This window comes from Mesorhizobium sp. YIM 152430 (genome assembly GCF_029210365.1).
GTDB lineage: Bacteria > Pseudomonadota > Alphaproteobacteria > Rhizobiales > Rhizobiaceae > Aliihoeflea.
The window spans coordinates 196,455-222,871 of record NZ_JARGES010000018.1 but is presented as its reverse complement, the minus strand read 5'-3'; the positions used below and the strand labels follow the sequence as shown (position 1 = coordinate 222,871).

Here is a 26,417-nt window from a genome sequence, read left to right as displayed (position 1 = left end):
GACACGCGAGACATCGGATATGGACGACATCGCAAGACCTACGACGCCTGCCAAACGCATGACGCGCGCCTCGCTCGGCTGGCGCACCGCGACGGTCGCGGGCGTCGTGCTGGCGATCGGGCTTTGCCTCTTCCTGATCATCTACGCGTCGAGCGGATTCCTGCTGCTGTTCGCCGGCATCCTCTTCGCCGTCTTCCTCGACGCGTTCACGACGGGACTCGGCCGCCTCCTGCCCATCCCGCGTGGTTTTCGACTTGCGATCTCGTGCCTTTTGACGAGCGCCGCCGTCATCGGCTTCGTCACCAGCGTCGGCGTCACCGCCGTCTCGCAGACGCCGGACCTGATCCGCACGCTGGAGCGCGAGATTCGCGGCATCGAACAGATGTTGCAGGAATACAACGTCGTCAACGTGGTCACGGCCGAGATCGCCGATCAGGAGGAAGACGGGGAAGCCAATGAGGAAAACGCCGCGCGGTCGAACGGCATAGCGGACTGGCTGCCCGATCCGTCCGGGCTGTTCGGACAGGTCCGGGCGGCGTTCGCGACGACGTTCGGCGTCATCGGCAATATCGGCGTGATCCTCGTCGTCGGCGTCTTCCTCGCTGCCCAGCCGCAGCTTTACCGCGACGGCGCGGTGCGGCTCGTCTCGATCGAAAGCAGGCCGCGCTTTGCCGAAGTGCTCGACGAAATCGGCATCACACTGCGCTTCTGGCTGATCGGCCAGTTCGTGACCATGAGCATCATCGGGCTCGTCGTCTATGCCGCGCTGGCGGTCGTCGGAATGCCGGGTGCGATTCTTCTGGGCCTGGCCGCCGGTATCCTCAACTTCATCCCCGTTCTCGGCCCGATCCTCGCCGGCATCCCGATCGTGCTGGTCGCCATGTCGCAGGACTGGTGGGTGGTCGGCTATGCTCTCGGCGTCTATTGCGTCGTCCAGTTCCTCGAAGGCAACATCCTGACACCGCTGATCCAGCGGCAGGCGGTCAGCCTGCCGCCGGCGCTCATCATGGCGTCGCTGGTCATCATGGGTCTGTTGTTCGGCTTTGTCGGCATCATGCTCGCGACACCCTTCGCCGCCGTCCTGATGGTTCTCGTCAAGCGGCTCTATATCGAGGACGTGCTGGGCGACAGGGCAGGCTGAGCAAGAAAGCGCTCGCGGCCCATCCAACGCGTGATGAAGAGCACCGCGACGACGGCCAGTCCGACCGAAAGGCCGATCCATATTCCCACGCCATCAAGCCCGAGCGGGAAGGCCAGCGCCACGCCGAGCGACATGCCGATCGCCCAGTAGCCGATCGCCGCATAGATCATCGGCACCGTCGTGTCGTGAAGGCCGCGCAGCATTCCGCCGCCGACGGCCTGTGCGCCATCGACGATCTGGAACAGCGCAGCAAGCGCCAGGAAGGTGATCGCCATGTCGATCACCGGCAGGTTGACCGGATCTTCCATGTCGATGAAGGCCCAGATCAGGGCGCGCGGCGCAAGGAGCATGACCAGCGCCACAACCGCCATGAAACTCACACCGAGCACGAAGGCCGTCCAGCCAGCCCGCGTGACGCCATCGCGGTCGTTGGCGCCGAAGGCGCGGCCGACGCGCACGGTCGCCGCCTGTCCCAGCCCCATCGGCACCATGAAGGTGATCGACGCGATCTGGATGGCGATCGCGTGGGCGGCCAGCGAAATCGCGTCGATCAGGCCCATCAGCAGCGCTGCGGCGTTGAACACGGAAACCTCGAGTGCCAGCACGCCGGCAATCGGCAGGCCGAGCCGGACGAGTTCGAGAAGACGCGGCCAATCGGATCGCCAGAAGCGGCCGAAAACCGCGTAGCGCCTGAACTTGCGGTCGAGCGTGACGACGAACACCATGCCGGCGAACATCACCGTGCTCGACGCCGTCGTCGCGATGCCCGCACCGACGATGCCAAGCGGGGGAAAACCGAGATTGCCGAAGATCAGCGCCCAGTTCGCCGCGACGTTGAACGCGACGGCCACGAACATCATGACCATCGCCCAACCGGGCCGCTCCAGCGCCGAGGTGAAGGAGCGCAATACGATATACCAGTAGAAGGGCAGCAGAGCCCATTGCAGCGTGCGCATATAGGCGCCGGCCTGCGCGGACAGGTCGGCATCCTGGCCCATGGCGAGGAGGATCGCCTCCGTCTGCCAGAGCAGGAACCAGATCGGGATCGCTACGATCAGTCCGATCCACAGGCCCTGGCGAACCGTCCGGCGCACGTCGCGCACGGAACTCGGCTTGCGCCCCAGTTCGCGCGCCATCATCGGTGAGGTGGCGAGAATGAGGCCGAGGCCGAAGATCATCGGCGCAAAATAGACGTTGGAGCCGAGCGTGCCGGCGGCGAGCGTCGCGGGGCCGACGCGTCCCATCATCATGACGTCCGTCGCCGTCATCGCCGTCTGGGCAAGGTTCGTCAGAACCATCGGCCAGGCCAACAGGAGCATGGCGCGGATTTCACCGCGCCATGTGGACCGGGTCGTCAGGACTGGCGCGGATTGAAGCATGACGCGCCATTAACGCGATCGGCGCCAATGGCTAGACCCACGCCAACGGAAAGATTGGCTCACCGGCTCAGCCGGCGACCGCAGCCTGCGGCTTGAAGGTCATTGCGACGCCGTTGATGCAATGGCGCTTGCCGGTCGGCGGCGGACCATCATCGAAGATGTGACCGAGATGGCCGCCGCAGCGCGCGCAGTGACATTCGGTGCGCGTCATGAACAGCGTATTGTCTTCCTTGGTGCCGATCGCGTTCGGCTCGGATTGCCAGAAGCTCGGCCAGCCTGTACCGGAATCGTACTTCGTTTCCGAGGAATAGACGGCAAGATCGCAGCCGGCGCAATGGTACTTGCCGGCGCGCTTTTCGTCGTTGAGCGGGCTGGTGAAGGCGCGTTCGGTCGCCTCCTCGCGCAACACCCGATACTGGACGTCGGTAAGGATCGAGCGCCATTCGGCCTCGGTCTTCGTGACCTCGAAACCACCCTCGGCGGCGGCCATTGCCGGGCCGGGCATCAGGCGGTGAAACAAGCTTCCGCCCAAGGCCACAAAGCCGATGGCGCCGGCGCTGCCGTAGAGAAACTTTCTGCGTGTCATCGGTTCATCTCCTTGCGTGCTTGGCGCACCTTACATGGGCGCCTCGCGCACGGTGCAATCAATTCGCGTTGAAAAGCGCCGTGACAATGAAAAGACCCCGCCCCTCTCGCGGGTGCAGACGCGAACGTGAAAGGCGGGGTCAAGTCAGCCGACGGTCAATGCGGGAGCAGGAAAACGCCGGCCGGTTGCTGAAGACGGTTCTTACATCTGGGGCAGCAGCACCGCGTCGATGACGTGGATCACGCCGTTCGACTGATCGACATCGGCAATCGTGACCGTCGCCTCGCCGCCGTTCTCGTCGACGAGAACGATGTTGTCGCCATCCATCTTGGCCGTCACGGTGCAGCCGCCGACGGTTTCGATGGCGTGCTCGCCACCATCATCCGAGATCATCGTGCCGATCGCTTCCGACATCGCGTCGGCGGCGACCACATGGCAGGTCAGGACCTTGGTGAGCTGCTCCTTGTTCTCCGGCAGCAGGAGATTGTCGACGGTTCCTTCCGGCAGGGCGGCGAACGCGTCATTGGTGGGCGCGAAGACGGTGAACGGGCCTTCGCCCTGCAAAGTCTCGACCAGGCCGGCGGCCTGGACGGCCGCGACCAGCGTCGTGTGGTCAGCCGAGTTCATCGCGTTCTCGACGATGTTCTTGTCGGCGAACATTTCGGCACCGCCGACCATCGGATTGTCCTGTGCGAACGCCGAACCGGCGAGAGCGGACAAAGCGATGGAGCCGGCGAGAATGGTACGCGTGAAGTTGCGCATGTTCGAAACCTCCTGAGTTGGCCCTCTGAACGGGGCGACGCAGGGAGTCACGAACCGGAGAGGCAAGAGTTTCACGCTTGCAGAAAAAAGGAGCGGCAAAAACGAAAACCGGCCGGCAATGCCGACCGGTTTTCGTGTCTCGAAAGGCCAGGAGGCCGTTTCGTCTATTCAGCCGGGGCAGTCGTCGCCGGCGGTTCCGTCATCCCTGCGGGCTGGTCCGTGCCAGCGTCATCCGTGCAGGCAGCCATCACCAGCAATCCCAAAGCAATAAGCGGATAAGTCAGAATACGAAACATGTCCTTCACCTCAAATTCCATTGAATTCCCTACCCATGTTCAAAGTAATGAATGAAATAGATTTGTCGACCAACGCGTAATAAATTCCAGTCACCTCTCAAAAGATGACGTGAAGCAATATTTTACTGACAATTCAATCAGATGCTGCGCAGATCCCCGAGGGCGACCACGGCCCCCGTGGGCTGTCCGGTGGGCGAGCCGCCCTCCGGTTCGAGCGAGACGGCCAGCACCGCGCCAGCCGCGAATTTCGCGCGCAGTTCTTCGGAAGGCCGGACTTCGAGATGATCCGCATCCGCAAGGACGCCGAGCGAGGCTGGAGCCTCGTCGCCCTCGATCACCCACAACTCGAAATCCTGGTCGGCGGCGGCCGTCCCGTCGAGGCGCGACAGGCTGATCGTCGCGTGCGCCTCGTCGTAGAGCGCCAGATAGCGCACATCCGTGTCGGGGTTTTCGAGCGAGGCCACGAAGCGCGCAGAAGGCGCCTCCTCGACGGGCGGCTGGAGGTTCCAGCCGACGACCAGAGCCAGCGCAACGACCGAAGCCGCGGCCAGGCCGCGCCACAGACCCAGACTGTTCCACCAGGACGCACCGGCGCGCGATGTCGGCCGGGCGTTTCCTGTGAAGATGCGTCGATCCAGCGCCTGCTTGACCGACGCAGGCGCATCGACCGGCGTATAAAACGCGCCGAGCGGGGACAGCCGAGCCTCCCAATCGTCGACAAGACGCGCGAACATGATGTCGGCCTCGATGCGACGCGCGACGTCCTGTCGCTCGGACGCCGGCAGCACGCCCAGAACGTACTCGGCGGCGAGCGCTTCGTCGCCTCCAAGTTCCGGTTCGTGATGGTCGGTCGGCGTCATCTTTCCAGACAGTCCTTCAGCTTCATGAGGCTGCGGCGCAGCCAGGTTCGCATCGTATTCAGCGGCACGCCATGGCGCTCCGCAAGTTCGGCGTAGCTCTCGCCGACCAGATAGGCGCCGCGTACGGCGGCCGCCCGGTCGGCGTCCAGTTCTTCAAGGCAAAGGTGGATGCGCGCGCCCTCGTCGCCGGCCAGCGCGAGAGCTTCCGGCCCCGGTGCGGGGTCGGCAATCTCGGCGGCCTCGTCGAGCCCGGTCTGCTTCATCCGACGCGCCCTGATCCGGTCGATCGAATGATTGCGCGCCACGGCCACCAGCCATGAGATCGGACTCAAGTCGGAGACGGCGAAGCGGTCGGCCTTGGTCCATATCTTGACGTAGACTTCCTGTAGCGCTTCCTCGGCTTCGGCCCGATCGTTCAAGACACGCAAGCACACGCCGAAAAGTTTCGCGCTCGTTTGCCGATAAAGCAAATCGAACGCTGCGCGGTCGCGCATCGAGGTTCTGACGATCAGCTTCGAGATATCGGGCGGGGTCATCTGGCATCAAACTAGCGGCCATGTCTCGTTTTGCAACGCCTGATCGCATTTCCTTTTCGACGGCGAAGACGTTTGCCCGGAATGGCGAATGAAGCTAAACAGCCCTCGCCCCAAAATCGTGCGAGGATCACCATGACCCCCGAGCAACTCGGAACCGCTGCGGAACAGGCCCGACTTCTGTCCGCCGCCCTGCCCTATATGCAGCGCTACGAGAACAAGACAGTCGTGGTGAAATATGGCGGCCACGCGATGGGCAATGTCGAACTCGGCCGCGCCTTCGCGCGCGACATCGCGCTTTTGAAACAGTCCGGCGTCAACCCGATCGTCGTCCATGGCGGCGGGCCGCAGATCGGCGCCATGCTGGCCAAGATGGGCATCGAATCGAAATTCGAGGGCGGCCTGCGCGTGACCGACCAGAAGACGGTCGAGATCGTCGAGATGGTGCTGGCCGGCTCCATCAACAAGGAGATCGTCGCGCTCATCAATGCCGAAGGCGAATGGGCAATCGGGCTTTGCGGCAAGGACGGCAACATGGTTTTCGCCGAAAAGGCGCGCAAGACCGTGAAGGATCCCGATTCCAACATCGAGCGCGCCATCGATCTCGGCTTCGTCGGCGAGCCGGTCGAAGTCGACCGCACACTGCTCGACCTCCTCGCGCGCTCCGAGATGATCCCGGTCATCGCGCCGGTCGCGCCGGGCCGCGACGGCCACACCTACAACATCAATGCCGACACGTTCGCCGGCGCCATTGCCGGAGCCCTCAACGCCTCGCGCCTCCTTTTCCTGACCGACGTGCCGGGCGTCCTCGACAAGGACAGGAACCTCATTGACGAGCTTACCGTCAGCCAGGCCCGCCAACTCATCGCCGACGGCACGATCTCCGGCGGCATGATTCCCAAGGTCGAGACCTGCATCGAGGCGATCGAGCGCGGCGTGGAGGGCGTCGTCATCCTCAACGGCAAGACACCCCATGCCGTGCTCCTGGAGTTGTTCACCGAACATGGCGCGGGAACGCTGATCGTGCCCTAACCCACCAGAACCAGAACCACGATCCCCGCCACGATCAGCACGCAACCGGCGATCTCGATGCGGTTGATCGCTTCCTTGAAGAAGAAGACCGACGCGGCGAAGGTGAACAGCATTTCCACCTGCGCCAGCGCCTTGACCACGGCGGCCTGCTGCAGCGTCATCGCCATGAACCAACCGAAGGATGCGGTCGCCCCCATGAGTCCGGTGAAGAGCGACGGCTTCCAGGCCCGCGCGATGCGGCCGATTTCCGCGCGGTCCTTCCACAACATCCAGGCGGCCATGATCACCGTCTGGAAGCTGATGACGACGGCGAGCGTCACCGCCGCCTGCATCAGGAAGTTCGGCCCGCCAAGCGACAGCGAGGCGGCGCGATAGGCGACGGCCGAAATGCCGAAGGCGGTGCCCGAGGCGAGGCCGATCAGCGCGTTGCGCGCGACGACGGACGTCACGAGATTGCGCCAGGTGATCTGCATGTGGGCGACCGAAACCAGCATCACACCGAACATGCTGATAGCGATGGCGGCGAGCGTTCCGGCAGTGACGCGCTCGCCGAAAAAGATCAGCGCGAAGAGCGCGGCCTGCGCCGGCTCCGTGCGCGAATAGGCGGTACCGACCGCGAAATTGCGAAACGAGAACAGATGGATCAACAGGAAGGTCGCGGTGATCTGGCCGATGGCACCGACCACCACCCATATCGCGAAGATCGCGTTCAGCGGCGGCAGGTCGAACCCGGCGAGGCCGTGCAGTCCGGCAACGAAGGCGAGCGCGAAGGGCAGTCCGAAGCCGAAGCGCACGAAAGTCGCGCCGGTCGTGCCCATGACGCTCTTCAGATGCTTCTGGCCGGCCGACCGCAAATTCTGCAGGAACGCCGCCGCGATCGTGATCGGAATCCAAAGTTCCATGTTGCCCCCTGACGCGAGAGCGGCTAGGGCATAACACTCATGCGCGCAAGCTGGCCGTTGCGCTTCGCCTCTTGCTGCGTCACAAGACGGCCATGACCAATCTTCCCGATCCCGCCCGCTTCGCCCATGTCACGGACTGGGTGTTCGACCTCGACAACACGCTCTACCCACACCACACGAATTTGTTCGCGCAGATCGACGTGCGGATGACGCGCTATATTTCGGAATTGCTGACGCTTCCCCCGGACGAGGCGCGGCTGATGCAAAAAGAGCTCTACAAGGAATACGGGACGACGATGAAGGGGCTGATGGAGCGCCATGCCATCGACCCGGACGATTTCCTGCAAAAGGTCCATGACATCGACTATTCGCCGGTCGAAGCCTCACCAAAACTCGGCGCCGCGATTTCAGCGCTTCCCGGCCGCAAGTTCATCTTCACCAATGGCGACCGCAAACATGCCGAGAGCACGGCGCGCCGGCTCGGCATCCTCGACCATTTCGACTACATTTTCGACATCGTCGCAGCCGGCCTCAACCCGAAGCCGGCCCGCGCGACCTACGACACGTTCATCGCCTTGCACGACGTCGTCGGTCCGAATGCGGCGATGTTCGAGGATCTGGCGCGCAATCTCCATGTTCCCAAGGCGCTCGGCATGACCACCGTCCTCGTCGTGCCGAATAATTTCGAGCCGACCTTCGCGGAAGTCTGGGAACAGGATCCGGACCATGAGGACGACGTCGACTATGTCACCGACGATCTGACGTCGTTCCTGACCTCGATCCTCGCAAAGCGCTAGACGCGCGGGTCGGTTGTCCGGTCCGGAACGGGATCGACCGCGTCGTCCGGACTGGCGCCGGCACTGCGCGAGGGCGGCAGGTTGCCGAGCTGCTCGGCGCTCGACACGCCGGGACGCTTGTCCTTGTCGAACGCGCCGTCCTTGCGCTCGGTCTCGTCGGGGAGCGAATCCTGCGGATGTTCGGCCGGCGTCTCGGAATGGCCGAGGTCTTTTTCCTGCTGGTGCCGGATGGTTTCGTCGTCGGTGCTGGTGCGTCCGCCCATGGCAATTCTCCTTTGCACGAGAAACGCCGTTCGCGCCGCGCCTGTTCCCCTCAGTGGCGATGCGCCTTGATCGTGGCCGGCTCGCGAACCGGAAACTGCACCACGACGGTGCCAGCCTTCTCGAAGTCCAGCGTCATCTCGATTTCGTCCTCGGCGAGCAGCGTTTCGCCGATACCGGCCAACATGAAATGCAGCCCGGCCGGCTTGAATTCGACCCTGTCGCCCGGACCGATCCCTATGCCGCCCTCGACCGGCCGCATCTCCATCACCCCATTCTCGATCGCCATCTCGTGCATCTCGACGCGCGACGCGGCGAGTGTGGTCGCGCCGACCAGCCGGTCGGCCGTTTCGCCTCGATTGAGAATCGTGAGATACGCCGCCGCCACCTTCTGGCCGGGCTGCATTGCCCGCACCCATGCGCCGGAAAGCTGCAAATCTTCAGCCATCACCGTGTCGAGATCGACGCAGCCTGCCACGTCGAACACCTGCCCCTCGAGACATTCCACATCGGAGGCGAAGGCCGGGCGGCAAAGGCCCGAGAGCGCAAGACAGGCGGCCGCGATGAGGCGAAGCGGGACAAATTTCATGGTCCTGAGGGTCCTTTCCGACCTATTTTTCAGCGTCGATCTCATAGAAACGCGCAATCACGTCCCAGGCTTCCTGCGCGGTATCGACAAAATCGATGATATCCTGATCGCCCGGCGAAATCGTGCCCTGCTCGGCAAGGAAATCGAGATCGACCGCGCGATCCCAGAACGATTTGCCAAAGCAGATCACCGGAACCCGCTCCATACGGCCGGTCTGGATCAGCGTCAGCGTTTCGAAGAACTCATCCATCGTGCCGAAGCCGCCAGGGAAGACGGCGACCGCCTTGGCGCGCATGACGAAATGCATCTTTCGAATGGCGAAATAGTGGAAATTGAAGCAGAGATCAGGCGTCACGTAGAGGTTGGGCGCCTGCTCGTGCGGAAGCACGATATTCAATCCGATCGACGGGGCGTCGACATCGGCCGCGCCGCGATTTCCTGCCTCCATCACGCCCGGCCCGCCCCCCGTCACCACGACGAATTCGCGATAGCCGTAGCTGGCCGAATACTGCGAGCAGAGGCGGGCGAATTCGCGCGCCTCATCGTAATATTTCGCATTGGCCAGAAGATTCTTCTTCTGCACCTCGTTCTTGGCCGCCCAGGCTTCGCCGCCGGGCTCGGGGATGCGCGCGCCGCCGAACAGGATGACGGTCGATTCGATGCCGCGCTCGGCCAGAACCATGTCCGGCTTCAAGAGCTCGAGTTGCAGACGGACGGGGCGCAATTCGCGCCGCGTCATGAACTCCTCGTCGTCCCATGCCAGCCGATAGGTCGGCGCGCGGGTTTGCGGCGTGTCCGGCACGCTCTTGGCGCGTGCGCGATCCTCGTCCGAGTGCGGCAGAGGTGACCAGTCGTTCTTTTTCGTCCGTTGCATGAAAGCCGAATACCCCAATCTTGCCCGAAGCGCTTCGCGCCCGTCGATTTCACCCAGTCAAACCATGAACTGGCGGCGCTTGCACGTGGCTTGCGCCGATACCGCGCTTGGCCTAGTTTCCGCGCCGACCGGGAGCCGCCCTCAACCCACGAATGAGCGGTCTTCACATCTATGCAATGGAGCAAATTGATGACCAAGCCCGATATCGGCGCGCTCGAACAAACCATCGAAAAGGCGTTCGACGAGCGAGACGGGGTCGGCACGGGGACCAAGGGCGAGATCCGCGACGCGGTCGAAACCGCGCTGAGCCTGCTCGATCGCGGCGAGGCGCGCGTCGCAGAGCGCCAGCCGGACGGTTCGTGGACGGTCAATCAATGGCTGAAGAAGGCCGTGCTCCTGTCGTTCCGTCTCAACGACATGGAAGTCATCAAGGGCGGGCCGGGCGATTCGGTCTGGTGGGACAAGGTGCCCTCCAAGTTCGACGGCTGGAGCGCGGTCGACTTCCAGCGCGCCGGGTTCCGCGCGGTGCCGAACGCGGTCGTGCGCCGCTCCGCCTTCATCGCGCCGGGCGCGATCCTGATGCCGTCCTTCGTCAATCTCGGCGCCCATGTCGGCGAGGGCGCGATGGTCGACACATGGGCGACCGTGGGCTCCTGCGCGCAAATCGGCAGGAACGTACATCTTTCTGGCGGCGTCGGCATCGGCGGCGTTCTGGAGCCGATGCAGGCCGGCCCGACCATCATTGAGGATAATTGCTTCATCGGCGCGCGCTCCGAAGTCGTCGAGGGCTGCATCATCCGCGAGGGGGCCGTGCTCGGCATGGGCGTCTTCATCGGCAAGTCGACCAAGATCGTCGACCGCGAGACCGGGTCGATCACCTATGGCGAGGTGCCGCCCTATTCGGTCGTCGTCGCCGGCGCGCTGCCAGGCAAGCCGATGGGAAATGGCGAGCCGGGACCGAGCCTCTATTGCGCCGTCATCGTCAAGAAGGTCGACGAGAAGACGCGCTCCAAGACTTCGATCAACGAATTGCTGCGGGCCTGATCCGGTGAACCAGTTTCCGATCCTCTGGCTGTTCTTCGGCCTCAAGGGCCGCATCAGCCGGGTCGCCTTCCTGCTCGGTGGCCTGATGATGACGGTCGTCACCTTCTTCGTGCTCTACCGGATGTCGGCCGCCGAGGAAGCGGGCCAGGGCTTCGAATTCTGGAACTCGGTGCTCGGTGTCGTCGTCATCGTATCGCTTTGGTGCCAGGCGGCGTTGGCCGCCAAACGGCTGCACGACATTGGTCGGCCGGGGCTCTTCGCGGTCGCGATGTTCGTGCCCCTGATCAACTTCATAGCCTTCATCGCACTTTGCGTCATTCCCGGCGAGCGCGGCCCGAACAAATATGGCGCGGCGACCAACGCGCCGAACTAGAGCGAGACGAGCTTGACCCAGTCGACCGATCCCGTCGAAAACCTCGCCGCCCTCATCCGCTGCCCGTCGTTGACGCCCGCCGAGGGCGGCGCGCTCACGGCGCTCGAGGCGATGCTGGCGCCCGTCGGCTTTTCCATCGAACGGCCGATTTTTTCCGAGAACGGCACGCCGGACGTCGAGAACCTCTACGCTCGCCTTTCGGGCAACGGCCCGCATCTGATGTTCGCCGGCCATACCGACGTCGTGCCGGTCGGCGACGAGGCGGCGTGGACGCATCCGCCCTTTTCTGCCGAGATCGCGAACGGCATGATGTATGGCCGCGGTGCGGTCGACATGAAGGGCGGCATAGCCTGCTTCGTGGCCGCCGTTGCGCGCTACGTCGAAAAGCACGGCGCGCTCAAGGGCTCGGTCTCGCTGCTCATCACCGGCGACGAGGAAGGCCCGTCGATCAACGGCACGACCAAACTGCTCGATTGGGCGGCGAAAAAAGGGGAGGCGTGGGACGCGGCCATCGTCGGCGAACCGACCAATCCGAACACGCTCGGCGATATGATCAAGATCGGCCGGCGTGGTTCGGTCTCGGCCGATCTCGTCGTCAACGGCCGGCAGGGCCACGCAGCCTATCCGCACCTCGCCGACAATCCGGTGCGCTCGATGGTGGCGCTGCTCGACGCGCTCCTGCATCCCGCGCTCGACGAGGGGACGGATGACTTCCAGCCGACCAATCTCGAAGTGACGACGGTCGATGTCGGTAACCCGGCGGTCAACGTCATCGCGGCCAAGGCCAAAGCCTCGTTCAACATCCGCTTCAACGACATCTGGACGGCGGAGACGCTGCAGGCGGAAATCCACAACCGGCTCGACCGCGCGGCATCGCGCACACGCCTGCGGCCGGGCAAGGACGAGCGAATCGATTTCGAGCTGGTCTGGCGCGACCGGCCGAGCCCGGTCTTCCTCACACGCAACGAAAAGCTCACCGACACGCTCAGCACCTCGGTGGCAAGCGTCACCGGCCTGACGCCGACGCTCTCGACCTCCGGCGGCACCTCGGACGCGCGCTTCATCAAGGATTACTGCCCGGTCGTCGAATTCGGTCTCGTGGGCCAAACCATGCACATGGTTGACGAGCGCGTGGCTCTTGCCGACCTGGAGACGCTGACGCAAATCTACCAGCGTTTCCTCGAGGACTGGTTCGGATAGACCAAGAAGATGCCGTCGGCCGACTACGTTCAGCAATCGCTTTCCGGCGCCGCGCGCCTCATGGCCGGCAAGAAGGACGGGCTGCGTTTCCTCGACATCTCGGCCGACGGTTTCTGGACGTCCTTCTTCGCCATCGTGATCGCGCTGCCGGCGATGACGGTCGGCTGGGTGACGCTTGCCAACGAACTCGCCTTCCAGGGCGACGGCATCGGCAGCCGCCTGTCGATCGTGCTCAGGCTCGCGACCATCGATGTCCTCGCCTGGACCGTGCCGCTCGCCGCCTTCGCGCTCCTCGCCCGCCCGGCGGGCATCGCGCACCGCTTCGTCCATTTCGTCGTCGCCAGCAATTGGGGCTCGGCGATCTATGTCTGGCTGATGCTGCCGCCATCGTTGATCAGGCTGTTCTGGCCCGATGCCGGCGAAGGGGTGACGGCGTTTTCGCTCGGCCTTTTCCTGTTCACCATGGTGCTGTCCTGGCGGTTGACCAACACGGTGCTCGACAAGGGGGCAGCCTTTGCAACCGGCGTCTTCACCGCCATGTTCCTGATGTCGTTATTCGTGCTCTTCACGCTGCAAGGCGTGTTCGGCTTCGTTCAGTCGTAGTCCACTCGGGTAAGGAACAGTCCATCGGGGGGCGCGACCTGCCCACAGCGGGAGCGATCGGCGGCATCGAGCGCGGCCCGAACGTCCTCCACCGTCCAGGCGCCCTCGCCCGCCTTCTTCAGCGTTCCCACCATCGAGCGCACCTGATTGTGCAGGAAGGAGCGCGCCGTGGCGCGGATCTCGACGATGTCGCCACTGCGCGTCACCTCCAGCCGATCGAGCGTGCGAACCGGACTGTTCGCCTGGCACTGGACCGAGCGGAACGTCGTGAAATCGTGTCGGCCGAGAAGGGTTTGCGCCGCCGCGTGCATCGTCCCGGCATCGAGCGCCCTGGGAACATGCCAGACACGGCCGAGATCGAGCGCGGCAGGCGCGCGGCGGTTCAGGATGCGGAAGAGATAGTGCCGCGCGGTCGCCGAAAAGCGGGCGTCGAAATCCTCGCTCACGGCCTCAACCGCGAAGACCGCGATCGGGTCGCCGGCAAGTCGCAGATGCGCGTTGAGCGCGCCCATAAGCTTGTCCGCCGCCCAGTCCCGGGCAAGATCGACATGCGCCACCTGCCCCGTTGCATGGACACCGGTATCGGTGCGCCCCGCCCCGCGGATCGACACGCGCTCGGCGGTGAAACGGAAGATCGCGCCCTCGATCGCCTGCTGGACAGTCGGCAAATCGGCTTGCCGCTGCCAGCCGGCATAAGGACGCCCGTCATATTCGATGTCGAGCCGGAAGCGGGCCATCACAACTCAGCAAAGGCGGCGGCGTAAACGAGCCGCCCCATCGTCGGCGCCTCCGGCGAGAAGGCCAGCGCCTGTAGATGTTCGCCCTGATAGTCGCCCTCGAATTTTTCCGCCCGCTGGCTCTTATAGCCGAATTTTCCGTAGTATGCCGGGTCGCCCAGGACCACCGAAAGCTCTTCGCCGGCGTTCTTCAACAGATGATGCGCGTTCTCGATCAACGCCTTGCCGACGCCGGTGCGCTGCTTGTCGGGCCGCACCGCCAGCGGCGCAAGCGCCACGGCATCCGCGCTGCGGTTCTTCGATTCCACGACGAGGCGCGAAAACAGGATGTGGCCATAAATCTGCTGCTCGTGCGTCGCGACGAGTTCGAGCACGTCGTCGCCCGCCGCGCGGATGGTCTCGACCAGCTTGGCCTCGCCCGGATTGCCGAAGGCTTCCTCCAGAAGCCAGCGCACGTCTTCCGCATCGCGCGCTTCGAAGGGCCGGATTAGAAGTCCGCGCATCATAGGAGGTCACCTTTCCGCAATCCGGCGCCGTGAAGGAATGCCCCGGCCGCCATCGGCTTGCCACCCGCGCGCTGAACCTCGACGAGGCGCACCGCGCCGCTGCCGCAAGCGACCTTCAACTGGTCATCGAGGATCGTGCCCGGCAGACCAGCGCCCTCGTCCAATGCCGAGCGCAGCAGCTTCAACCGCTCCGGCTTGCCGCCGATATGCGCTTCGCACCAGGCGCCGGGAAACGGTGAAAGACCGCGGATGCGGTTATGCACCTCGCGCGCCGGCTTCGACCAGTCGATCCGCGTCTCCTCCTTGGAAATCTTGTCCGCGTAGGTCGCGTCTTCGCTGGCTTGCGGGACGGTCGGGAGGTCGCCGGCTTCCAGCTTCCGCAGCGCCTCGACCATCAGCCGCGCACCGACGGCGCGCAGCGCGTCGTGCAGTTCGCCCGCCGTCATGTCGGCGCCGATCGCAACACGCTCGGTCAGCGCCACCGGGCCGGTGTCGAGCCCCTCGTCCATCTTCATGATCATCATGCCGGTCTCGGCATCGCCCGCCATGATCGCGCGCTGTATGGGCGCCGCGCCGCGCCAGCGCGGCAGGAGCGAGGCGTGGCCGTTATAGGCGCCGAGCCGCGTCCCACCGAGAATCGCCTTCGGCAACAGCAACCCGTAGGCGACGACCACCGCGACATCGGCCTTGAGCGCGCGGAACGCCGTCTGCTCGGCCTCGCCCTTCAGCGAAACGGGGGTGCGAACCTCGATGCCGATAGTTTCGGCGAGTTCATGGACGGGCGATTTCTTCAACTCCAGCCCGCGCCGGCCCGCCGGGCGCGGCGGTTGCGAATAGGCGGATACCACCTCGTGCCCCGCCTCGACGATCGCCTTCAACGTCGCCGCCGAGAACTCCGGCGTGCCCATGAAGATGACGCGCAGGGCCACCGGATCAGCCGACGAGGCGCTGCGGCGCCTTCTCGCGGGCGAGTTTCTTGAACTTGCGCACGACCATGTCGCGCTTCAGCCTGGAAATGTGGTCGATGAAGAGAACGCCGTTCAGATGGTCGATTTCGTGCTGGAGGCAGGTCGCCATCAGCCCGTCCGCCACCATTTCCTGCGCCTTGCCGTCGAGGTCGAGATAGGTGACCGTGACGGTGCCGGGCCGTTCCACCTCGGCATAGTAGTCCGGGATCGACAGGCAGCCTTCCTCATAAGCGGAGATGTCGTCGCCGGAGGCAACGATCTGCGGGTTGATGAAGATGTGCGGCGCTTTCTCCTCACCTTCCTTGGCGAGGTCGATCACCAGCATCCTGATCGGCTCGCCGATCTGGATCGCGGCAAGGCCGATGCCGGGCGCGTCATACATGGTGTCGAGCATGTCGCTCGCGAATTTGCGCGTCGCGTCGTCGACACGTTCCAGCGGCTTCGACACCTGGCGCAGGACGGGATCGGGAAGGATGATGAGCGGCTTGATCGTCATGGCCGTCAGGTAATTGGTGAAACCGCGCGCGTCAACGCTTTCGGCATGTGGACGTTCACGTTTTGGTCTTATTGCGGCGTCGCGAATCGTCTAGTGTCGCGCGATGAACCCGTCCGAAACGCTCTTCGCCGCTCCCCTTCTCCAACTCGGCTCGACCACGATCACGCTCGGCCATGCGCTGATCGCCGGTGCCGCGGTCATCCTCGCCCTCGTCGCGCTTCTCGTCATGTCGGTCTGGCGCGCGGCGCGGGTACAGGCTGAAATTGCCGAGGAAAGCGCCGAGCGCGCGCGCGAGGCGGATGCGCGGCTTGCAGAAATCACCCGCGCGCAAGCGGAGATGCAGGGGCGCATGGGCACGATCGCCGAGGTGTTCGGCGCGCGGCAGGCCGAGCTCAACAAGGCGATCAGCGAGCGGCTTGACGGCATGACCTCACGGCTCGGCCACTCGATCACCGAGCAGACGAAGTCGACGCACGAAAATCTTGCGAAGTTGCAGGAACGCCTCGCGGTCATCGACACGGCGCAGAACAACATCCAGTCCCTTGCCGGGCAGGTGGTGCAATTGCAGCACATCCTCTCCAACAAGCAGACGCGCGGCGCTTTCGGGCAGGCGCGGATGGAGGCGATCATCGCCGATGGGCTGCCGCACGGCGCCTACGAGTTCCAGGCGACGCTCTCCAACGGCAGCCGGCCGGACTGCACGATCCGGATGCCGAACGGCGCCCCGGACCTCGTCATCGACGCCAAGTTTCCGCTGGAATCGTGGAACGCCATCCGCACTGCTGCCGAGGCCGAAAACCCGGAAGCGCAGAAATATGCCGCGCAGACCTTCCGCCGCGACGTCGAGGTTCATCTGAAGGCGATCGCCGACAAATATCTCATCAATGGCGAGACGCAGGACACGGCCTTCATGTTCGTGCCGTCGGAATCGATCTTCGCCGAGATCCACGAGAATTTCGAGGCGCTGGTGCAAAAGGCGCATCGCGCCCGCATCGTCATCGTCTCGCCGTCCCTCCTGATGCTGTCGATCCAGGTCATCCAGGCGGTGCTCAAGGATGCGCGGATGCGCGAACAGGCGCATCTGATCCAGGGCGAGGTCATTCGCCTGATGGAGGATCTGGGCCGTCTCGACGAGCGTGTGCGCAAGCTACAGACGCATTTCGGGCAAGCAAACCGCGACATCGACCTGATCCTGACCTCGACCGAAAAACTGACCAAGCGCGGCGAGAAGATCGAGGCGCTGGAACTCGACGCACCGCAGATCGACGACAAGGCGGAAGCGAAATCCGTCGAGGCGCGCAAAGGCTCGTTGCGCCTCAGGGTCGTCGACGACGAATAGACTGTTCACCTGCCCGCGACTGGCAATCGGCCGACCGTTTCCATACCTCTGCCTCAGCCACGCAAAGGGATTTGAACGATGGAAATCGGCCTCTACACATTCGGCGATGTCGGCACCGATCCGGTGACGGGAAATGTCGTCGGCCCCGCACAGCGCTTTGCCAATCTGATCGAGGAAATCGAACTCGCCGACCAGGTCGGGCTCGATCTCTTCGGTCTCGGCGAACACCACCGTCCCGACTACGCCGTGTCCTCGCCCGCCGTCGCATTGGCGGCCGCCGCGCCGCGCACGAAGACTATCAGGCTGTCGAGCGCCGTCTCGGTGCTCTCCTCGGACGACCCGATCCGCATCTTCCAGCAATTCTCCACGCTCGACAACATCTCGAACGGGCGCGCCGAGATCATGGCGGGGCGCGGCTCGTTCATCGAATCCTTCCCGCTTTTCGGCTACGACCTTGCCGACTACGACACGCTCTTCGCCGAAAAGCTCGAAATGCTGATGAAGCTCAACGAGGGCGAAATCTTCTCATGGGACGGCGGCAAGCACACGCCGCGCGTTACTGAACGCGGCGTCTATCCGCGCCCGGTGGGCGGCAAGCTGCCGATCTGGCTCGCCGTCGGCGGCACGCCGCAATCCGTCGGCCGTGCTGCGATGCTCGGCCTCCCGCTCGCTCTTGCCATCATCGGTGGCGAGCCGGCTCGCTTCGCGCCCTTCTTCAAGCTCTATCGCGAGGCGGCGGAGAAGTTCGGCCGCGACCCGACGACGCTGAAGACCTCGATCAACGTTCACGGATTCGTGGCGGAAACGCGAAAGGAAGCCATCGACACCTTCTACCCGGCGCAGGCCGAGGTGATGAACCGGATCGGCCGCGAACGCGGCTGGCCGCCGACGAGCCGCCATCACTTCGAAGTCGCCGCCGGCCCGCGCGGGGCGCAGTTCGTCGGCGATGCGTCGGAACTGACCGACAAGATCCTCGCCCATTACGAGATCTTCGGCTTCGACCGCTTCGTCATCCAGATGGCGATCGGCGTGATGGAGCACGCCAAGCTGTTGAAGGCGATCGAGATTTTGGGGACGCGGGTGGCGCCGGAGGTGAAGAAGGCTGTCGGGGAGCGGCGAACCGCCGCTGCCTAACTTTCCTCGTTCGCCAGATCATTCCAAGCATTCTGCTGCGCCAGCATCGACCGCAGATACGTTACGTTCGCCTGCGCCTGCTCCGGCGACAACTCGCGGCTGGCGATCGCCTCCGCATCCGCGAAACGCCCCTGAAGTCCAACCACCAGCGCCAGGTTCTGGCGCACGCGGCTGTCGGCGCCGGGCTGGGCGACGGCGTTCTGAAGCTGCGCCTCGGCTTGCTTCAAATCACCTTCCAACAGATAGGACATGCCAAGATTCGAAAGCACGCTCGGGTCGTTCGGCTGCATCTCCAGCGCGCGGGCATAGAGCCGGCGCGCCTCGCCGGGCTGGCCTAGCTGGTCGAGAATGGCGCCTTCGGCCGACATCAGCTTCCAGTCAGGATATTCGGGCGTCTGCGCGCGGCGGACGGCATCGAGCGCCGGCTGCAAATCGCCGGCGGCGGCCAGCGCCTTGCCATAGGCCGCCAGAACCTGACGTTCCTTCGGATGATCGATCGCGGCCTTTCGCATGACGGCCAGCGCCTGATCGTTGCGGCCGTCCATCTGCAACACCGAAGCGTATTGCATGGCCACGTTCATGTCGGACGGATTGCGCGTATAGCTCGTCCCGAGTTGGTCGGCCGCCGCGCGCAACTCCGGCGCCGTCATCTGCGTCACCGCGCCTGTGGTCGTGCGGTCGATTGAGGCTGTCGTCATGCGCTTGCCCCCCGCGCAGCCGGCCAGCGCGAGCGTTGCCGCCAGCGCCAGGACCGTCGCCGTGGTCCTGACCCCGCCTGTCCCGGCTTTCCGATTGATCGACATTTGCCCGACCTCCACATCGACGCGACATCGGTGCCGAAGCACCCGTTAATGTCCCGAGCAATATTCCGTTAACCCTAACGGAGCGTTAAAAGAGGCTTCGACTGCTTCGCGTCCGCCTTTCAGGAGAATCCATGCCGATCGAGATTACCGAAACGCCGCTCGCAAGTGCGAGGCCCATCCATGTCGTTACCGAGGGCGGGATCGACGCCGCGGCGATCGATGCGCGCGCGCGCGCCTGGGCGAAGGCGAGCGGCTTTTCGGGCCAGTCGGGCAAGGTACTGGCCTTCCCCGATGCCGATGGCGGGATCGCCGGCGCGCTGGCCGGGATCGGCAAGGACGAAGGACCGACGGCGGCGCTGGCGCTCGGTCGCCTCGCGCGCGACCTCCCGTCGGGCGAATGGGCCTTCGCTCCGGGCGCGTTCGACGCCCATCTCGCCACGCTCGCGCTGGTGCTCGGCGGCTACCGGTTCGAGCGCTACTGGAAGGACAGCGCCCGCGACATTCGCCTCCAGCTTTCTCCCAACGTCGATCTCGCCCGCATCACCCGCGAAGCCCAAGCCGTGATCCTCGCCCGCGATCTCATCAACACGCCGACCAACGACATGGGACCGGCCGACCTCGAACAGGCCGCGCGCAAGCTCGCCAAGGCACACAAGGCCAGGATCACCGTGGTCGAAGGCGATGCGCTTTTGAAGCGGAATTTTCCGATGATCCATGCGGTCGGACGTGCCTCCGCCGAGGCGCCGCGCCTGATCGACCTCACCTGGGGGGCCAAGGACGCGCCGAAGGTGACGCTCGTCGGCAAGGGCGTCTGCTTCGACACGGGCGGGCTCGACATCAAGCCGGCGAGCGGCATGTTGTTGATGAAAAAGGACATGGGCGGTGCGGCCAACGTGCTCGGCCTCGCCTTGATGATCATGAGCGCCAAGCTCAATCTGCGCCTGCGCGTGCTCATTCCCGCCGTCGAAAACGCCATTTCCGGCAATGCCTTCCGGCCGGGCGACGTGCTCACCAGCCGCAGGGGGCTGACGGTCGAGATCGGAAATACGGATGCCGAGGGTCGCCTGATCCTTGCCGATGCGCTGGCGCTCGCCGACGAGGAAAAGCCCGAACTTCTGATCGACATGGCAACGCTCACGGGCGCTGCACGCGTCGCGCTCGGCCCGGACCTGCCGCCCTTTTTCACCGACGACGAGGCGCTCGCGGCCGAATTGTCGCGCGCGGGCGAGACGGTGGCCGACCCGGTCTGGCGGATGCCGCTCTGGAAACCCTACGCAAAGAAGCTCTCCTCGCGCGTGGCCGACATGAACAACGTCACCACGGACGGCTTTGCCGGTTCGGTGACCGCGGCGCTATTCCTGCAAAAATTCGTCGAGAACGCGCGAAGCTGGGTCCATCTCGACATTTTCGGCTGGAACCCGGTGGAAAAGCCTCACGCGCCCGTCGGCGGCGAAGCACAGGCGATCCGCGCTCTGATGCATGTCCTCGAAGCCCGGTACGGCAAATGACGACACTCGACCGCCGTCTCCACGCCTTCCGGCCCGATCTGGCTTCCGCCGACCTGCGCGGCCGCGTTGCAGCCAGCCAGTTCGTCGAAGGCCGACCGGCACAGATCACTGCGCCCGTGGTCGACCTGCGTCCCGCACCGCGCACCGACACCGGCATCGACACGCAATTGCTCCATGGTGCCACGGTTCGCGTCTTCGACGAGCGGGAGGGCTGGGCATGGCTCCAGGCCGATGCCGACGGTTATGTCGGCTATGCGCCGGCGTCGGCGCTGAGTGAGATCAAGGAGCCCACCCATGTCGTCGTTGCCCAACGCAGCTTCGTCTATCGCGGCGCCGATCTGCGTTTTCCCGCCACAGAAGTGCATTCGATGGGTGTGAACGTGCGAATCATCGGCGAGGCGGAGACGCGCGGCACGCGCTACGCTTTCTTCGAAACCGGCGAGGCGATGATCCTCGATCATTTGCGCCCGATCAGCCATCGCGAATCAGACTACGTCACGGTCGCGGAACGCTTCGAGCACACACCTTATCTGTGGGGCGGCGTCTCAGGCTTCGGCATCGACTGTTCGGGCCTGGTGCAGCTTGCGATGCGGATGACGGGGATTTCAGTGCTGCGCGACACCGACATGCAAGCAACGAGCATCGGCACCGCGCTCGACATCGGCGACGATCTCGCCGGCCTCCAGCGCGGCGATCTCGTCTTCTGGAAAGGCCATGTCTCGATCATGCTCGATGCCGTTTCCATGATCCATGCCAGCGGTCATACGATGAGCGTCACCCGAGAGAAGCTCGCCGACGCAGTGGCGCGCATCGGCCATCTCTATGGCGGGCCGACAGGATTCCGGCGGCCCTGATCAGTAGCCCGCCTTGCGATCCACCAGATGCTGTAACGGCTCGCCGCGCTCGAAGCGCTCCATCTGCTCCAGCATCAAGGGCACGAGATGATGCGCATCGGAGGTGGCGGCGGCGTGCGGCGTGACGAAGACGCGCGGATGCGTCCACAGCGGGCTCGTCGTCGCCAGCGGCTCTTCCTCGAAGACGTCCAGGCTCGCCTCCTTCAACGTGCCGTCGTCGAGCGCGCGCAGGATGTCCGCTTCCTTTTGCAGCTTGCCGCGGCCGGCATTGATCAGGCACGCGCCGCCAAGCCCGTTGTCGCGGCGCAGCTTCGACAGGAGATCGTAGCCGACGATCCCCTCGGTTGCCGGCGTGTGCGGCAGCAGCACCACGAGAATGTCCGTCGCATTGAGGAAAGGCGTCAGCCCCGCCTCACCGCTGAACGTCTCGATACCTTCGATGGTCTTTTCCGTCCGCGTCCAGCCATTCACCTTGAACCCGACCGCCTTCAGCGCCTTCGCCGCCGCCTGCCCCAGTTCGCCGAGGCCCAGAATGCCGACCGACACGTCGGGCGAGGCCGGCTGCGCGATCTCGCGCCATCTCTTCTTGTTCTGTTCCGAGCGGTAGAACATGCCCTGCCGCTGATGGTCCAGCACGCGCCAGACGACATAGTCGACCATATGCTGGGTCAGGTTGCCCGCCACCACGCGCACGATCGGCACGTCGGGCAGGTTCGGGTCGGCGAAGATGTGATCAACGCCGGCGCCGATCGAAAAGATCGCCTTCAGGTTCGGCAGTCTGCCGAGAATTCCGGGCGTATGCTTCCAGACCACCGCATAGTCGATCGACGGATCGCTTTCGCCCTGCGGCTCGATCACCACATCGCGCTTGGCCGACAGAAGTTCATGCCACTTTTTCGGGTTGAAGCCCTGAACGGACAGAAGAATGCGGCCCGCGCGCTGGTCGGTCATGGTCGGCTCCCTGAGATTTCTCGTTTATTCGCTGACGACGCCGGCCGGCGCGGTCGCGATGTCGAAGGCGGCGGCGATCAACGCCTTCGTGTAGTCGGTCTGCGGGTTCTCGAATATCTGCCGGCTCGTGCCGTATTCGACGACCTTGCCGTTGCGCATCACGATGACCTCGTTTGCGAGTGCGCGCACGACCTTCAGATCATGGCTGATGAACAGATAGGCGAGTTGGTGCTTCTTCTGCAAATCGCGCAGAAGATCGACGACCTGCGCCTGGACGCTCATGTCGAGGGCCGAGGTCGGCTCGTCGAGCATGACGAAACGCGGATTGAGCACCATGGCGCGGGCGATCGCGATGCGCTGACGCTGGCCGCCGGAAAACTCGTGTGGGTAGCGGAAGCGCGTCGCGGGATCGAGACCGACTTCCTTGAGGACGTCCACTACAAGCGCGTCGCGCGCGTCCGCATCGAGCTTGGGCCGGTGGATGCGCAACCCTTCCTCGATGATCTCCGACACCGACATGCGCGGCGAGAGCGAGCCGAACGGGTCCTGGAAGACGATCTGCATTTCGCGCCGCAGCGGCTTCATCTCGCGAAAGGAGAAATCCTCGATCGCCTTGTCGCCGAGCATGATCTTGCCTTCAGACGAGATCATGCGCGAGAGCGCCAGTCCCAGCGTCGTCTTGCCGGAACCGGATTCGCCAACCACGCCCAGCGTCTGGCCGGCGCGCACCGTCACGTCGATGCCGTCGACCGCCTTCACATGGTCGACCGTCTTGCGGAAGAAGCCCTGCTTGATCGGGAACCAGACCTTGATGTCGTCGCCCTTCATGACGACGGGCGCCGCATCGTTCGCCGCCGGCGGCTCGCCCTTGGGCTCGGCCGCAAGCAGATGGCGCGTGTAGTCGTGCTTCGGATTGGCGAAGACATCGGCCGTCGGCCCTTCCTCGACGATCCTGCCCTTCGTCATCACGCAGACCCGGTCGGCGATGCGGCGCACAATGCCGAGATCGTGGGTTATGAAGAGCATCGACATCTTGTTCCGCGTCTTCAGTTCGGCCAGCAGTTCGAGAATCTGCGCCTGAACGGTCACGTCGAGCGCCGTCGTCGGCTCGTCGGCGATCAAAAGCTTCGGCTCGTTGGCGAGCGCCATCGCGATCATCACGCGCTGGCGCTGGCCGCCCGATAGCTGGTGCGGAAAAGCGCCGAGCCGCTTTTCCGGCTCGCGGATGCCGACCTCGTTCAGGAGTTCCAGCGTGCGCGCCTTCGACTGCTTTTCGTTCATGCCGCGATGCAGCTTCAGGATTTCGCCGATCTGCCGTTCGATCGTGTGCAGCGGATTGAGCGAGGTCATCGGCTCCTGGAAGATCATCGTGATGTCATTGCCGCGCACGCGCATCAGGGCCTTCTCGTCGAGCGCAAGCAGGTCCTTGCCCTCGAACAGCACCTGCCCTGACGGGTGGCTGGCCGCCGGATAGGGCAAAAGCTTCAGGACCGACAGCGCGGAGACCGATTTGCCCGATCCGGACTCGCCAACAAGCGCAAGCGTCTCGCCCGGCGCGATGTCGAAGGAGACGTGATTGACCGCAACCTGCTCACGCCCGCCTTGGGCGAAGGCGACGGAGAGATCGCGGACGGAAAGAAGGGGTGCGGTCATCGGAACGTCTTCCGGGGATCGAAGGCGTCGCGCACCGCCTCGCCGATGAAGATGAGCAGCGACAGCATGATCGACAGCGACAGGAAACCCACTATGCCGAGCCAGGGAGCGTTCAGATTGCGCTGCCCCTGTCGCAGCAATTCGCCGAGCGAGGCGGAGCCGGGCGGCAAGCCGAAGCCGAGGAAATCGAGCGAGGTCAGCGTCGTGATCGAGCCGTTGAGGATGAAGGGCAGGAAGGTCAGCGTGGCGACCATCGCGTTTGGCAGGAGATGGCGGAACATGATCGTCGCGTTGCCGACGCCAAGCGCCCGCGCCGCGTTCACATATTCGAAGTTGCGGGCGCGCAGAAATTCGGCGCGCACCACGCCGACGAACGCCACCCATGAGAAGAGCAGCATGATGCCGAGCAGGATAAAGAAGCCCGGCGGCAGGATCGCGGCGATGATGAGGATCAGATAGAGGACCGGGATCGACGACCAGATCTCGATGATTCGCTGGAAGATCAGGTCCGTCCAGCCGCCGAAATAGCCCTGAACCGCGCCGGCCGTGACGCCAATAATGGCAGATGCGGCCGTCAGCACGAGGCCGAACAGGACCGAGATACGGAAGCCGTAGATGACGCGCGCGGCGACATCGCGCGCCTGGTCGTCCGTGCCAAGCCAGTTGAAATTGCCGAGCGTGCAGTTCGGGTCGTCCGCGCCCTCGAAATAGCGCTGGCAGCGCGTTTCGCGATCGTAGAGCCAGGACGGCTTGGCGGGCGCCGCCTCGGGAATCTCGTTGTTCACCGTGCGGAAGGAATAGCGGATCGGTGGCCAGATCATCCAGCCATTCGCCTCGATCTCCTCCTGGATGATCGGATCGCGATAATCCGTCACCGCAAGGAACCCGCCGAACTTCTCCTCTGGATAGTCGACGATCGTCGGAAAGAGAATCTCGCCATTGTAGGAGGCCAGCACCGGCTTGTCGTTGGCGATGAACTCGGCGAACAGCGACAGGACGAACAGAATGAGGAAGATCCAGAGCGACCAGTAGCCGCGCCGGTTTGCCTTGAAGTTCTGCCAGCGGCGCTGGTTGAGCGGCGAAAGCCATGGCCGCGCGACCTTCTCGCGCACTTCCTCGACCTGCGCCTTGGAAAGGATATCCGACATCAGACGTCCCTCCGCTCGAAGTCGATGCGCGGGTCGATCCAGGTATACATCAGGTCCGACAGGAGGCTGACCAGAAGGCCGATCAGCGAGAAGATGTAAAGCGTGGCGAAGACGACCGGATAGTCGCGGTCGAGCACCGAGCGGAAGCCGAGCAGCCCGAGCCCGTCCAGCGAGAAGATGTTCTCGATCAGGAGCGAGCCGGTGAAGAAAGCCGAGATGAAGGCGCCTGGAAAGCCGGCGATGATGATCAGCATCGCATTGCGGAACACATGGCGGTAGAGCACCTGCCGCTCCGACAGACCCTTGGCGCGGGCAGTGACGACATATTGCTTTCGGATTTCCTCGAGGAACGAGTTTTTCGTCAGAAGCGTCGTCGTCGCAAAGGCGGACAGCACCATCGCCGTCAGCGGCAAGGTCAGGTGCCAGAAATAGTCGAGGATCCGTTCGGGCCAGGAAAGGTCCGACCAGTTTTCCGACGTCAGGCCGCGCAGCGGAAACCAGTCGAAAAACGACCCGCCGGCAAAGAGCACCATCAGCAGAATCGCGAACAGGAAGCCGGGGATCGCATAGGCGACGATGACGATGCCGCTCGTCCAGATGTCGAAGGTCGAACCGTCCTTGACGGCCTTGCGGATCCCGAGCGGTATCGAGATCGCGTAGGAGATCAGCGTGATCCAGAGGCCGAGCGAGATCGACACCGGCATTTTCTCGATGATCAGGTCGACGACCGAGATGTCGCGGAAATAGCTGTCGCCGAAATCGAAGCGGATGTAATTCCAGATCATGTTGGCGAAGCGTTCGAGCGGCGGCTTGTCGAAGCCGAACTGGCGCTCGAGTTGCGCGATGAATTCGGGATCGAGTCCCTGCGCGCCACGATAGCTGGATTCGCCGCCTGTATCGAATTGCTGGAAATCACCGGTACCGCCGCCGATGCGATCCGCCGCTCCGCCGCCCTGGCCGGTAATGTTCGCGATGACCTGCTCGACCGGCCCACCCGGCGCGAACTGGATGACGATGAAGGATATGGCCATGATGCCGAACAGGGTCGGGATCATCAGCAACAGGCGTCGAAGGATATAGGCGCCCAT

The 26,417-nt window shown here is 64.2% G+C and carries 30 protein-coding genes; 11 read left to right on the top strand and 19 right to left on the bottom strand.

What is annotated here, in order from left to right; genetic code table 11:
* Positions 1-19: 19 nt before the first annotated feature.
* Entirely contained in the window at positions 20-1,141 is a 1,122-nt protein-coding gene (locus tag PZ895_RS03645) for an AI-2E family transporter (protein WP_275837689.1), read from the top strand.
* On the opposite strand, the gene PZ895_RS03640 is transcribed toward PZ895_RS03645, so the two are convergent.
* The 6 genes from PZ895_RS03640 to PZ895_RS03615 all read right to left on the bottom strand — a co-directional run bounded on the left by PZ895_RS03640 (position 1,105) and on the right by PZ895_RS03615 (position 5,560).
* Positions 1,105-2,520, bottom strand: a complete 1,416-nt coding sequence (locus PZ895_RS03640; protein ID WP_275837688.1) for an MATE family efflux transporter — start codon at positions 2,518-2,520, stop codon at positions 1,105-1,107. The genes PZ895_RS03645 and PZ895_RS03640 overlap by 37 nt on opposite strands.
* A 67-nt stretch (positions 2,521-2,587) precedes the next feature.
* The gene (gene msrB, locus PZ895_RS03635; RefSeq protein WP_275837687.1) at positions 2,588-3,106 is read right to left on the bottom strand and encodes a peptide-methionine (R)-S-oxide reductase MsrB; all 519 of its coding nucleotides are present in this window, start codon (positions 3,104-3,106) and stop codon (positions 2,588-2,590) included.
* 201 nt (positions 3,107-3,307) lie between these two features.
* Positions 3,308-3,868: a fasciclin domain-containing protein gene (locus PZ895_RS03630; RefSeq protein ID WP_275837685.1), complete on the bottom strand. Its 561-nt coding sequence runs from the start codon at positions 3,866-3,868 to the stop codon at positions 3,308-3,310.
* A gap of 164 nt (positions 3,869-4,032) precedes the next feature.
* Positions 4,033-4,185 carry a hypothetical protein gene (locus PZ895_RS03625; protein ID WP_275837684.1) on the bottom strand — a complete coding sequence of 51 codons (153 nt, stop codon included), beginning with the start codon at positions 4,183-4,185 and terminating at the stop codon, positions 4,033-4,035.
* Between the two features lie 116 nt (positions 4,186-4,301).
* Positions 4,302-5,024 carry an anti-sigma factor gene (locus PZ895_RS03620; protein ID WP_275837683.1) on the bottom strand — a complete coding sequence of 241 codons (723 nt, stop codon included), beginning with the start codon at positions 5,022-5,024 and terminating at the stop codon, positions 4,302-4,304.
* The gene (locus tag PZ895_RS03615; protein WP_275837682.1) at positions 5,021-5,560 is read right to left on the bottom strand and encodes a sigma-70 family RNA polymerase sigma factor; all 540 of its coding nucleotides are present in this window, start codon (positions 5,558-5,560) and stop codon (positions 5,021-5,023) included. The genes PZ895_RS03620 and PZ895_RS03615 overlap by 4 nt, the downstream gene beginning before the upstream one ends.
* 132 nt (positions 5,561-5,692) lie before the next feature.
* Here PZ895_RS03615 and argB point away from each other — a divergent pair, with 132 nt between their 5' ends.
* Positions 5,693-6,589: an acetylglutamate kinase gene (argB, locus tag PZ895_RS03610; RefSeq protein ID WP_275837681.1), complete on the top strand. Its 897-nt coding sequence runs from the start codon at positions 5,693-5,695 to the stop codon at positions 6,587-6,589.
* Here argB and PZ895_RS03605 read toward each other — a convergent pair.
* Positions 6,586-7,491 carry a DMT family transporter gene (locus PZ895_RS03605; protein ID WP_275837680.1) on the bottom strand — a complete coding sequence of 302 codons (906 nt, stop codon included), beginning with the start codon at positions 7,489-7,491 and terminating at the stop codon, positions 6,586-6,588. The two genes, argB and PZ895_RS03605, sit on opposite strands and share 4 nt — an antisense overlap.
* A gap of 92 nt (positions 7,492-7,583) precedes the next feature.
* Between PZ895_RS03605 and PZ895_RS03600 the strand changes: the two genes are divergently transcribed.
* A complete protein-coding gene (locus PZ895_RS03600; RefSeq protein WP_275837679.1) occupies positions 7,584-8,288 on the top strand; it encodes a pyrimidine 5'-nucleotidase in 705 nt (234 codons plus the stop codon).
* Here PZ895_RS03600 and PZ895_RS03595 read toward each other — a convergent pair.
* The 3 genes from PZ895_RS03595 to PZ895_RS03585 are packed head-to-tail and all read right to left on the bottom strand — an operon-like array spanning position 8,285 to position 10,012.
* Positions 8,285-8,551 carry a hypothetical protein gene (locus PZ895_RS03595; protein WP_275837678.1) on the bottom strand — a complete coding sequence of 89 codons (267 nt, stop codon included), beginning with the start codon at positions 8,549-8,551 and terminating at the stop codon, positions 8,285-8,287. The genes PZ895_RS03600 and PZ895_RS03595 overlap by 4 nt on opposite strands.
* A 50-nt stretch (positions 8,552-8,601) precedes the next feature.
* Positions 8,602-9,138 (bottom strand): copper chaperone PCu(A)C, encoded by a 537-nt coding sequence (locus tag PZ895_RS03590; protein ID WP_275837676.1) that lies wholly within the window; start codon positions 9,136-9,138, stop codon positions 8,602-8,604.
* A gap of 22 nt (positions 9,139-9,160) precedes the next feature.
* Positions 9,161-10,012 carry an LOG family protein gene (locus tag PZ895_RS03585; protein WP_275837675.1) on the bottom strand — a complete coding sequence of 284 codons (852 nt, stop codon included), beginning with the start codon at positions 10,010-10,012 and terminating at the stop codon, positions 9,161-9,163.
* A gap of 189 nt (positions 10,013-10,201) precedes the next feature.
* On the opposite strand from PZ895_RS03585, the gene dapD reads away from it, so the two are divergent.
* The 4 genes from dapD to PZ895_RS03565 are packed head-to-tail and all read left to right on the top strand — an operon-like array spanning position 10,202 to position 13,232.
* Positions 10,202-11,056, top strand: a complete 855-nt coding sequence (gene dapD / locus PZ895_RS03580; protein ID WP_275837674.1) for a 2,3,4,5-tetrahydropyridine-2,6-dicarboxylate N-succinyltransferase — start codon at positions 10,202-10,204, stop codon at positions 11,054-11,056.
* Positions 11,057-11,060: 4 nt separating this feature from the next.
* Positions 11,061-11,429, top strand: coding sequence for a DUF805 domain-containing protein (locus PZ895_RS03575; protein WP_275837673.1), 369 nt, complete (start codon positions 11,061-11,063; stop codon positions 11,427-11,429).
* A gap of 12 nt (positions 11,430-11,441) precedes the next feature.
* A complete protein-coding gene (gene dapE / locus PZ895_RS03570) occupies positions 11,442-12,629 on the top strand; it encodes a succinyl-diaminopimelate desuccinylase (RefSeq protein ID WP_275837672.1) in 1,188 nt (395 codons plus the stop codon).
* Positions 12,630-12,638: 9 nt separating this feature from the next.
* Positions 12,639-13,232 (top strand): transporter, encoded by a 594-nt coding sequence (locus tag PZ895_RS03565; protein WP_275837671.1) that lies wholly within the window; start codon positions 12,639-12,641, stop codon positions 13,230-13,232.
* Here PZ895_RS03565 and truA read toward each other — a convergent pair.
* Genes truA through def form a run of 4 tightly spaced genes read right to left on the bottom strand, consistent with a single transcriptional unit; the run spans position 13,223 to position 15,939 of the window.
* A complete protein-coding gene (gene truA / locus PZ895_RS03560) occupies positions 13,223-13,969 on the bottom strand; it encodes a tRNA pseudouridine(38-40) synthase TruA (RefSeq protein WP_275837670.1) in 747 nt (248 codons plus the stop codon). The two genes, PZ895_RS03565 and truA, sit on opposite strands and share 10 nt — an antisense overlap.
* Positions 13,969-14,472, bottom strand: coding sequence for an N-acetyltransferase (locus tag PZ895_RS03555; RefSeq protein ID WP_275837939.1), 504 nt, complete (start codon positions 14,470-14,472; stop codon positions 13,969-13,971). The genes truA and PZ895_RS03555 overlap by 1 nt, the downstream gene beginning before the upstream one ends.
* Positions 14,472-15,404, bottom strand: a complete 933-nt coding sequence (gene fmt, locus PZ895_RS03550) for a methionyl-tRNA formyltransferase (protein ID WP_275837669.1) — start codon at positions 15,402-15,404, stop codon at positions 14,472-14,474. The genes PZ895_RS03555 and fmt overlap by 1 nt, the downstream gene beginning before the upstream one ends.
* 4 nt (positions 15,405-15,408) lie before the next feature.
* Positions 15,409-15,939 (bottom strand): peptide deformylase, encoded by a 531-nt coding sequence (gene def, locus PZ895_RS03545; protein WP_275837668.1) that lies wholly within the window; start codon positions 15,937-15,939, stop codon positions 15,409-15,411.
* 103 nt (positions 15,940-16,042) lie between these two features.
* Between def and PZ895_RS03540 the strand changes: the two genes are divergently transcribed.
* Positions 16,043-17,278 (top strand): DNA recombination protein RmuC, encoded by a 1,236-nt coding sequence (locus PZ895_RS03540; RefSeq protein WP_275837667.1) that lies wholly within the window; start codon positions 16,043-16,045, stop codon positions 17,276-17,278.
* A gap of 78 nt (positions 17,279-17,356) precedes the next feature.
* Positions 17,357-18,412 carry an Atu2307/SP_0267 family LLM class monooxygenase gene (locus PZ895_RS03535; RefSeq protein WP_275837666.1) on the top strand — a complete coding sequence of 352 codons (1,056 nt, stop codon included), beginning with the start codon at positions 17,357-17,359 and terminating at the stop codon, positions 18,410-18,412.
* Here PZ895_RS03535 and PZ895_RS03530 read toward each other — a convergent pair.
* Complete coding sequence (locus PZ895_RS03530; RefSeq protein WP_275837665.1) at positions 18,409-19,215, bottom strand: tetratricopeptide repeat protein; 807 nt, start codon at positions 19,213-19,215, stop codon at positions 18,409-18,411. The two genes, PZ895_RS03535 and PZ895_RS03530, sit on opposite strands and share 4 nt — an antisense overlap.
* Positions 19,216-19,346: 131 nt before the next feature.
* Between PZ895_RS03530 and PZ895_RS03525 the strand changes: the two genes are divergently transcribed.
* A complete protein-coding gene (locus PZ895_RS03525) occupies positions 19,347-20,723 on the top strand; it encodes a leucyl aminopeptidase family protein (protein ID WP_275837664.1) in 1,377 nt (458 codons plus the stop codon).
* Positions 20,720-21,577 (top strand): NlpC/P60 family protein, encoded by an 858-nt coding sequence (locus PZ895_RS03520; protein WP_275837663.1) that lies wholly within the window; start codon positions 20,720-20,722, stop codon positions 21,575-21,577. The genes PZ895_RS03525 and PZ895_RS03520 overlap by 4 nt, the downstream gene beginning before the upstream one ends.
* On the opposite strand, the gene PZ895_RS03515 is transcribed toward PZ895_RS03520, so the two are convergent.
* Genes PZ895_RS03515 through PZ895_RS03500 form a run of 4 tightly spaced genes read right to left on the bottom strand, consistent with a single transcriptional unit; the run spans position 21,578 to position 26,417 of the window.
* The gene (locus PZ895_RS03515; RefSeq protein WP_275837662.1) at positions 21,578-22,528 is read right to left on the bottom strand and encodes a glyoxylate/hydroxypyruvate reductase A; all 951 of its coding nucleotides are present in this window, start codon (positions 22,526-22,528) and stop codon (positions 21,578-21,580) included.
* A 24-nt stretch (positions 22,529-22,552) separates the two neighbouring features.
* Complete coding sequence (locus PZ895_RS03510; protein ID WP_275837660.1) at positions 22,553-24,181, bottom strand: ABC transporter ATP-binding protein; 1,629 nt, start codon at positions 24,179-24,181, stop codon at positions 22,553-22,555.
* A complete protein-coding gene (locus PZ895_RS03505; protein WP_275837659.1) occupies positions 24,178-25,329 on the bottom strand; it encodes an ABC transporter permease in 1,152 nt (383 codons plus the stop codon). The genes PZ895_RS03510 and PZ895_RS03505 overlap by 4 nt, the downstream gene beginning before the upstream one ends.
* Positions 25,329-26,417: a microcin C ABC transporter permease YejB gene (locus tag PZ895_RS03500; RefSeq protein ID WP_275837658.1), complete on the bottom strand. Its 1,089-nt coding sequence runs from the start codon at positions 26,415-26,417 to the stop codon at positions 25,329-25,331. The genes PZ895_RS03505 and PZ895_RS03500 overlap by 1 nt, the downstream gene beginning before the upstream one ends.

Bases quoted from the DNA above. Each gene is read 5' to 3' on its own strand.
- PZ895_RS03645 (WP_275837689.1), top strand. From the start codon at position 20: ATGGACGACATCGCAAGACCTACGACGCCTGCCAAACGCATGACGCGC.
- PZ895_RS03640 (WP_275837688.1), bottom strand. From the start codon at position 2,520: ATGCTTCAATCCGCGCCAGTCCTGACGACCCGGTCCACATGGCGCGGT.
- msrB (WP_275837687.1), bottom strand. From the start codon at position 3,106: ATGACACGCAGAAAGTTTCTCTACGGCAGCGCCGGCGCCATCGGCTTT.
- PZ895_RS03630 (WP_275837685.1), bottom strand. From the start codon at position 3,868: ATGCGCAACTTCACGCGTACCATTCTCGCCGGCTCCATCGCTTTGTCC.
- PZ895_RS03625 (WP_275837684.1), bottom strand. From the start codon at position 4,185: ATGGAATTTGAGGTGAAGGACATGTTTCGTATTCTGACTTATCCGCTT.
- PZ895_RS03620 (WP_275837683.1), bottom strand. From the start codon at position 5,024: ATGACGCCGACCGACCATCACGAACCGGAACTTGGAGGCGACGAAGCG.
- PZ895_RS03615 (WP_275837682.1), bottom strand. From the start codon at position 5,560: ATGACCCCGCCCGATATCTCGAAGCTGATCGTCAGAACCTCGATGCGC.
- argB (WP_275837681.1), top strand. From the start codon at position 5,693: ATGACCCCCGAGCAACTCGGAACCGCTGCGGAACAGGCCCGACTTCTG.
- PZ895_RS03605 (WP_275837680.1), bottom strand. From the start codon at position 7,491: ATGGAACTTTGGATTCCGATCACGATCGCGGCGGCGTTCCTGCAGAAT.
- PZ895_RS03600 (WP_275837679.1), top strand. From the start codon at position 7,584: ATGACCAATCTTCCCGATCCCGCCCGCTTCGCCCATGTCACGGACTGG.
- PZ895_RS03595 (WP_275837678.1), bottom strand. From the start codon at position 8,551: ATGGGCGGACGCACCAGCACCGACGACGAAACCATCCGGCACCAGCAG.
- PZ895_RS03590 (WP_275837676.1), bottom strand. From the start codon at position 9,138: ATGAAATTTGTCCCGCTTCGCCTCATCGCGGCCGCCTGTCTTGCGCTC.
- PZ895_RS03585 (WP_275837675.1), bottom strand. From the start codon at position 10,012: ATGCAACGGACGAAAAAGAACGACTGGTCACCTCTGCCGCACTCGGAC.
- dapD (WP_275837674.1), top strand. From the start codon at position 10,202: ATGACCAAGCCCGATATCGGCGCGCTCGAACAAACCATCGAAAAGGCG.
- PZ895_RS03565 (WP_275837671.1), top strand. From the start codon at position 12,639: ATGCCGTCGGCCGACTACGTTCAGCAATCGCTTTCCGGCGCCGCGCGC.
- truA (WP_275837670.1), bottom strand. From the start codon at position 13,969: ATGGCCCGCTTCCGGCTCGACATCGAATATGACGGGCGTCCTTATGCC.
- PZ895_RS03555 (WP_275837939.1), bottom strand. From the start codon at position 14,472: ATGCGCGGACTTCTAATCCGGCCCTTCGAAGCGCGCGATGCGGAAGAC.
- def (WP_275837668.1), bottom strand. From the start codon at position 15,939: ATGACGATCAAGCCGCTCATCATCCTTCCCGATCCCGTCCTGCGCCAG.
- PZ895_RS03540 (WP_275837667.1), top strand. From the start codon at position 16,043: ATGAACCCGTCCGAAACGCTCTTCGCCGCTCCCCTTCTCCAACTCGGC.
- PZ895_RS03535 (WP_275837666.1), top strand. From the start codon at position 17,357: ATGGAAATCGGCCTCTACACATTCGGCGATGTCGGCACCGATCCGGTG.
- PZ895_RS03530 (WP_275837665.1), bottom strand. From the start codon at position 19,215: ATGTCGATCAATCGGAAAGCCGGGACAGGCGGGGTCAGGACCACGGCG.
- PZ895_RS03525 (WP_275837664.1), top strand. From the start codon at position 19,347: ATGCCGATCGAGATTACCGAAACGCCGCTCGCAAGTGCGAGGCCCATC.
- PZ895_RS03520 (WP_275837663.1), top strand. From the start codon at position 20,720: ATGACGACACTCGACCGCCGTCTCCACGCCTTCCGGCCCGATCTGGCT.
- PZ895_RS03515 (WP_275837662.1), bottom strand. From the start codon at position 22,528: ATGACCGACCAGCGCGCGGGCCGCATTCTTCTGTCCGTTCAGGGCTTC.
- PZ895_RS03510 (WP_275837660.1), bottom strand. From the start codon at position 24,181: ATGACCGCACCCCTTCTTTCCGTCCGCGATCTCTCCGTCGCCTTCGCC.
- PZ895_RS03505 (WP_275837659.1), bottom strand. From the start codon at position 25,329: ATGTCGGATATCCTTTCCAAGGCGCAGGTCGAGGAAGTGCGCGAGAAG.
- PZ895_RS03500 (WP_275837658.1), bottom strand. From the start codon at position 26,417: ATGGGCGCCTATATCCTTCGACGCCTGTTGCTGATGATCCCGACCCTG.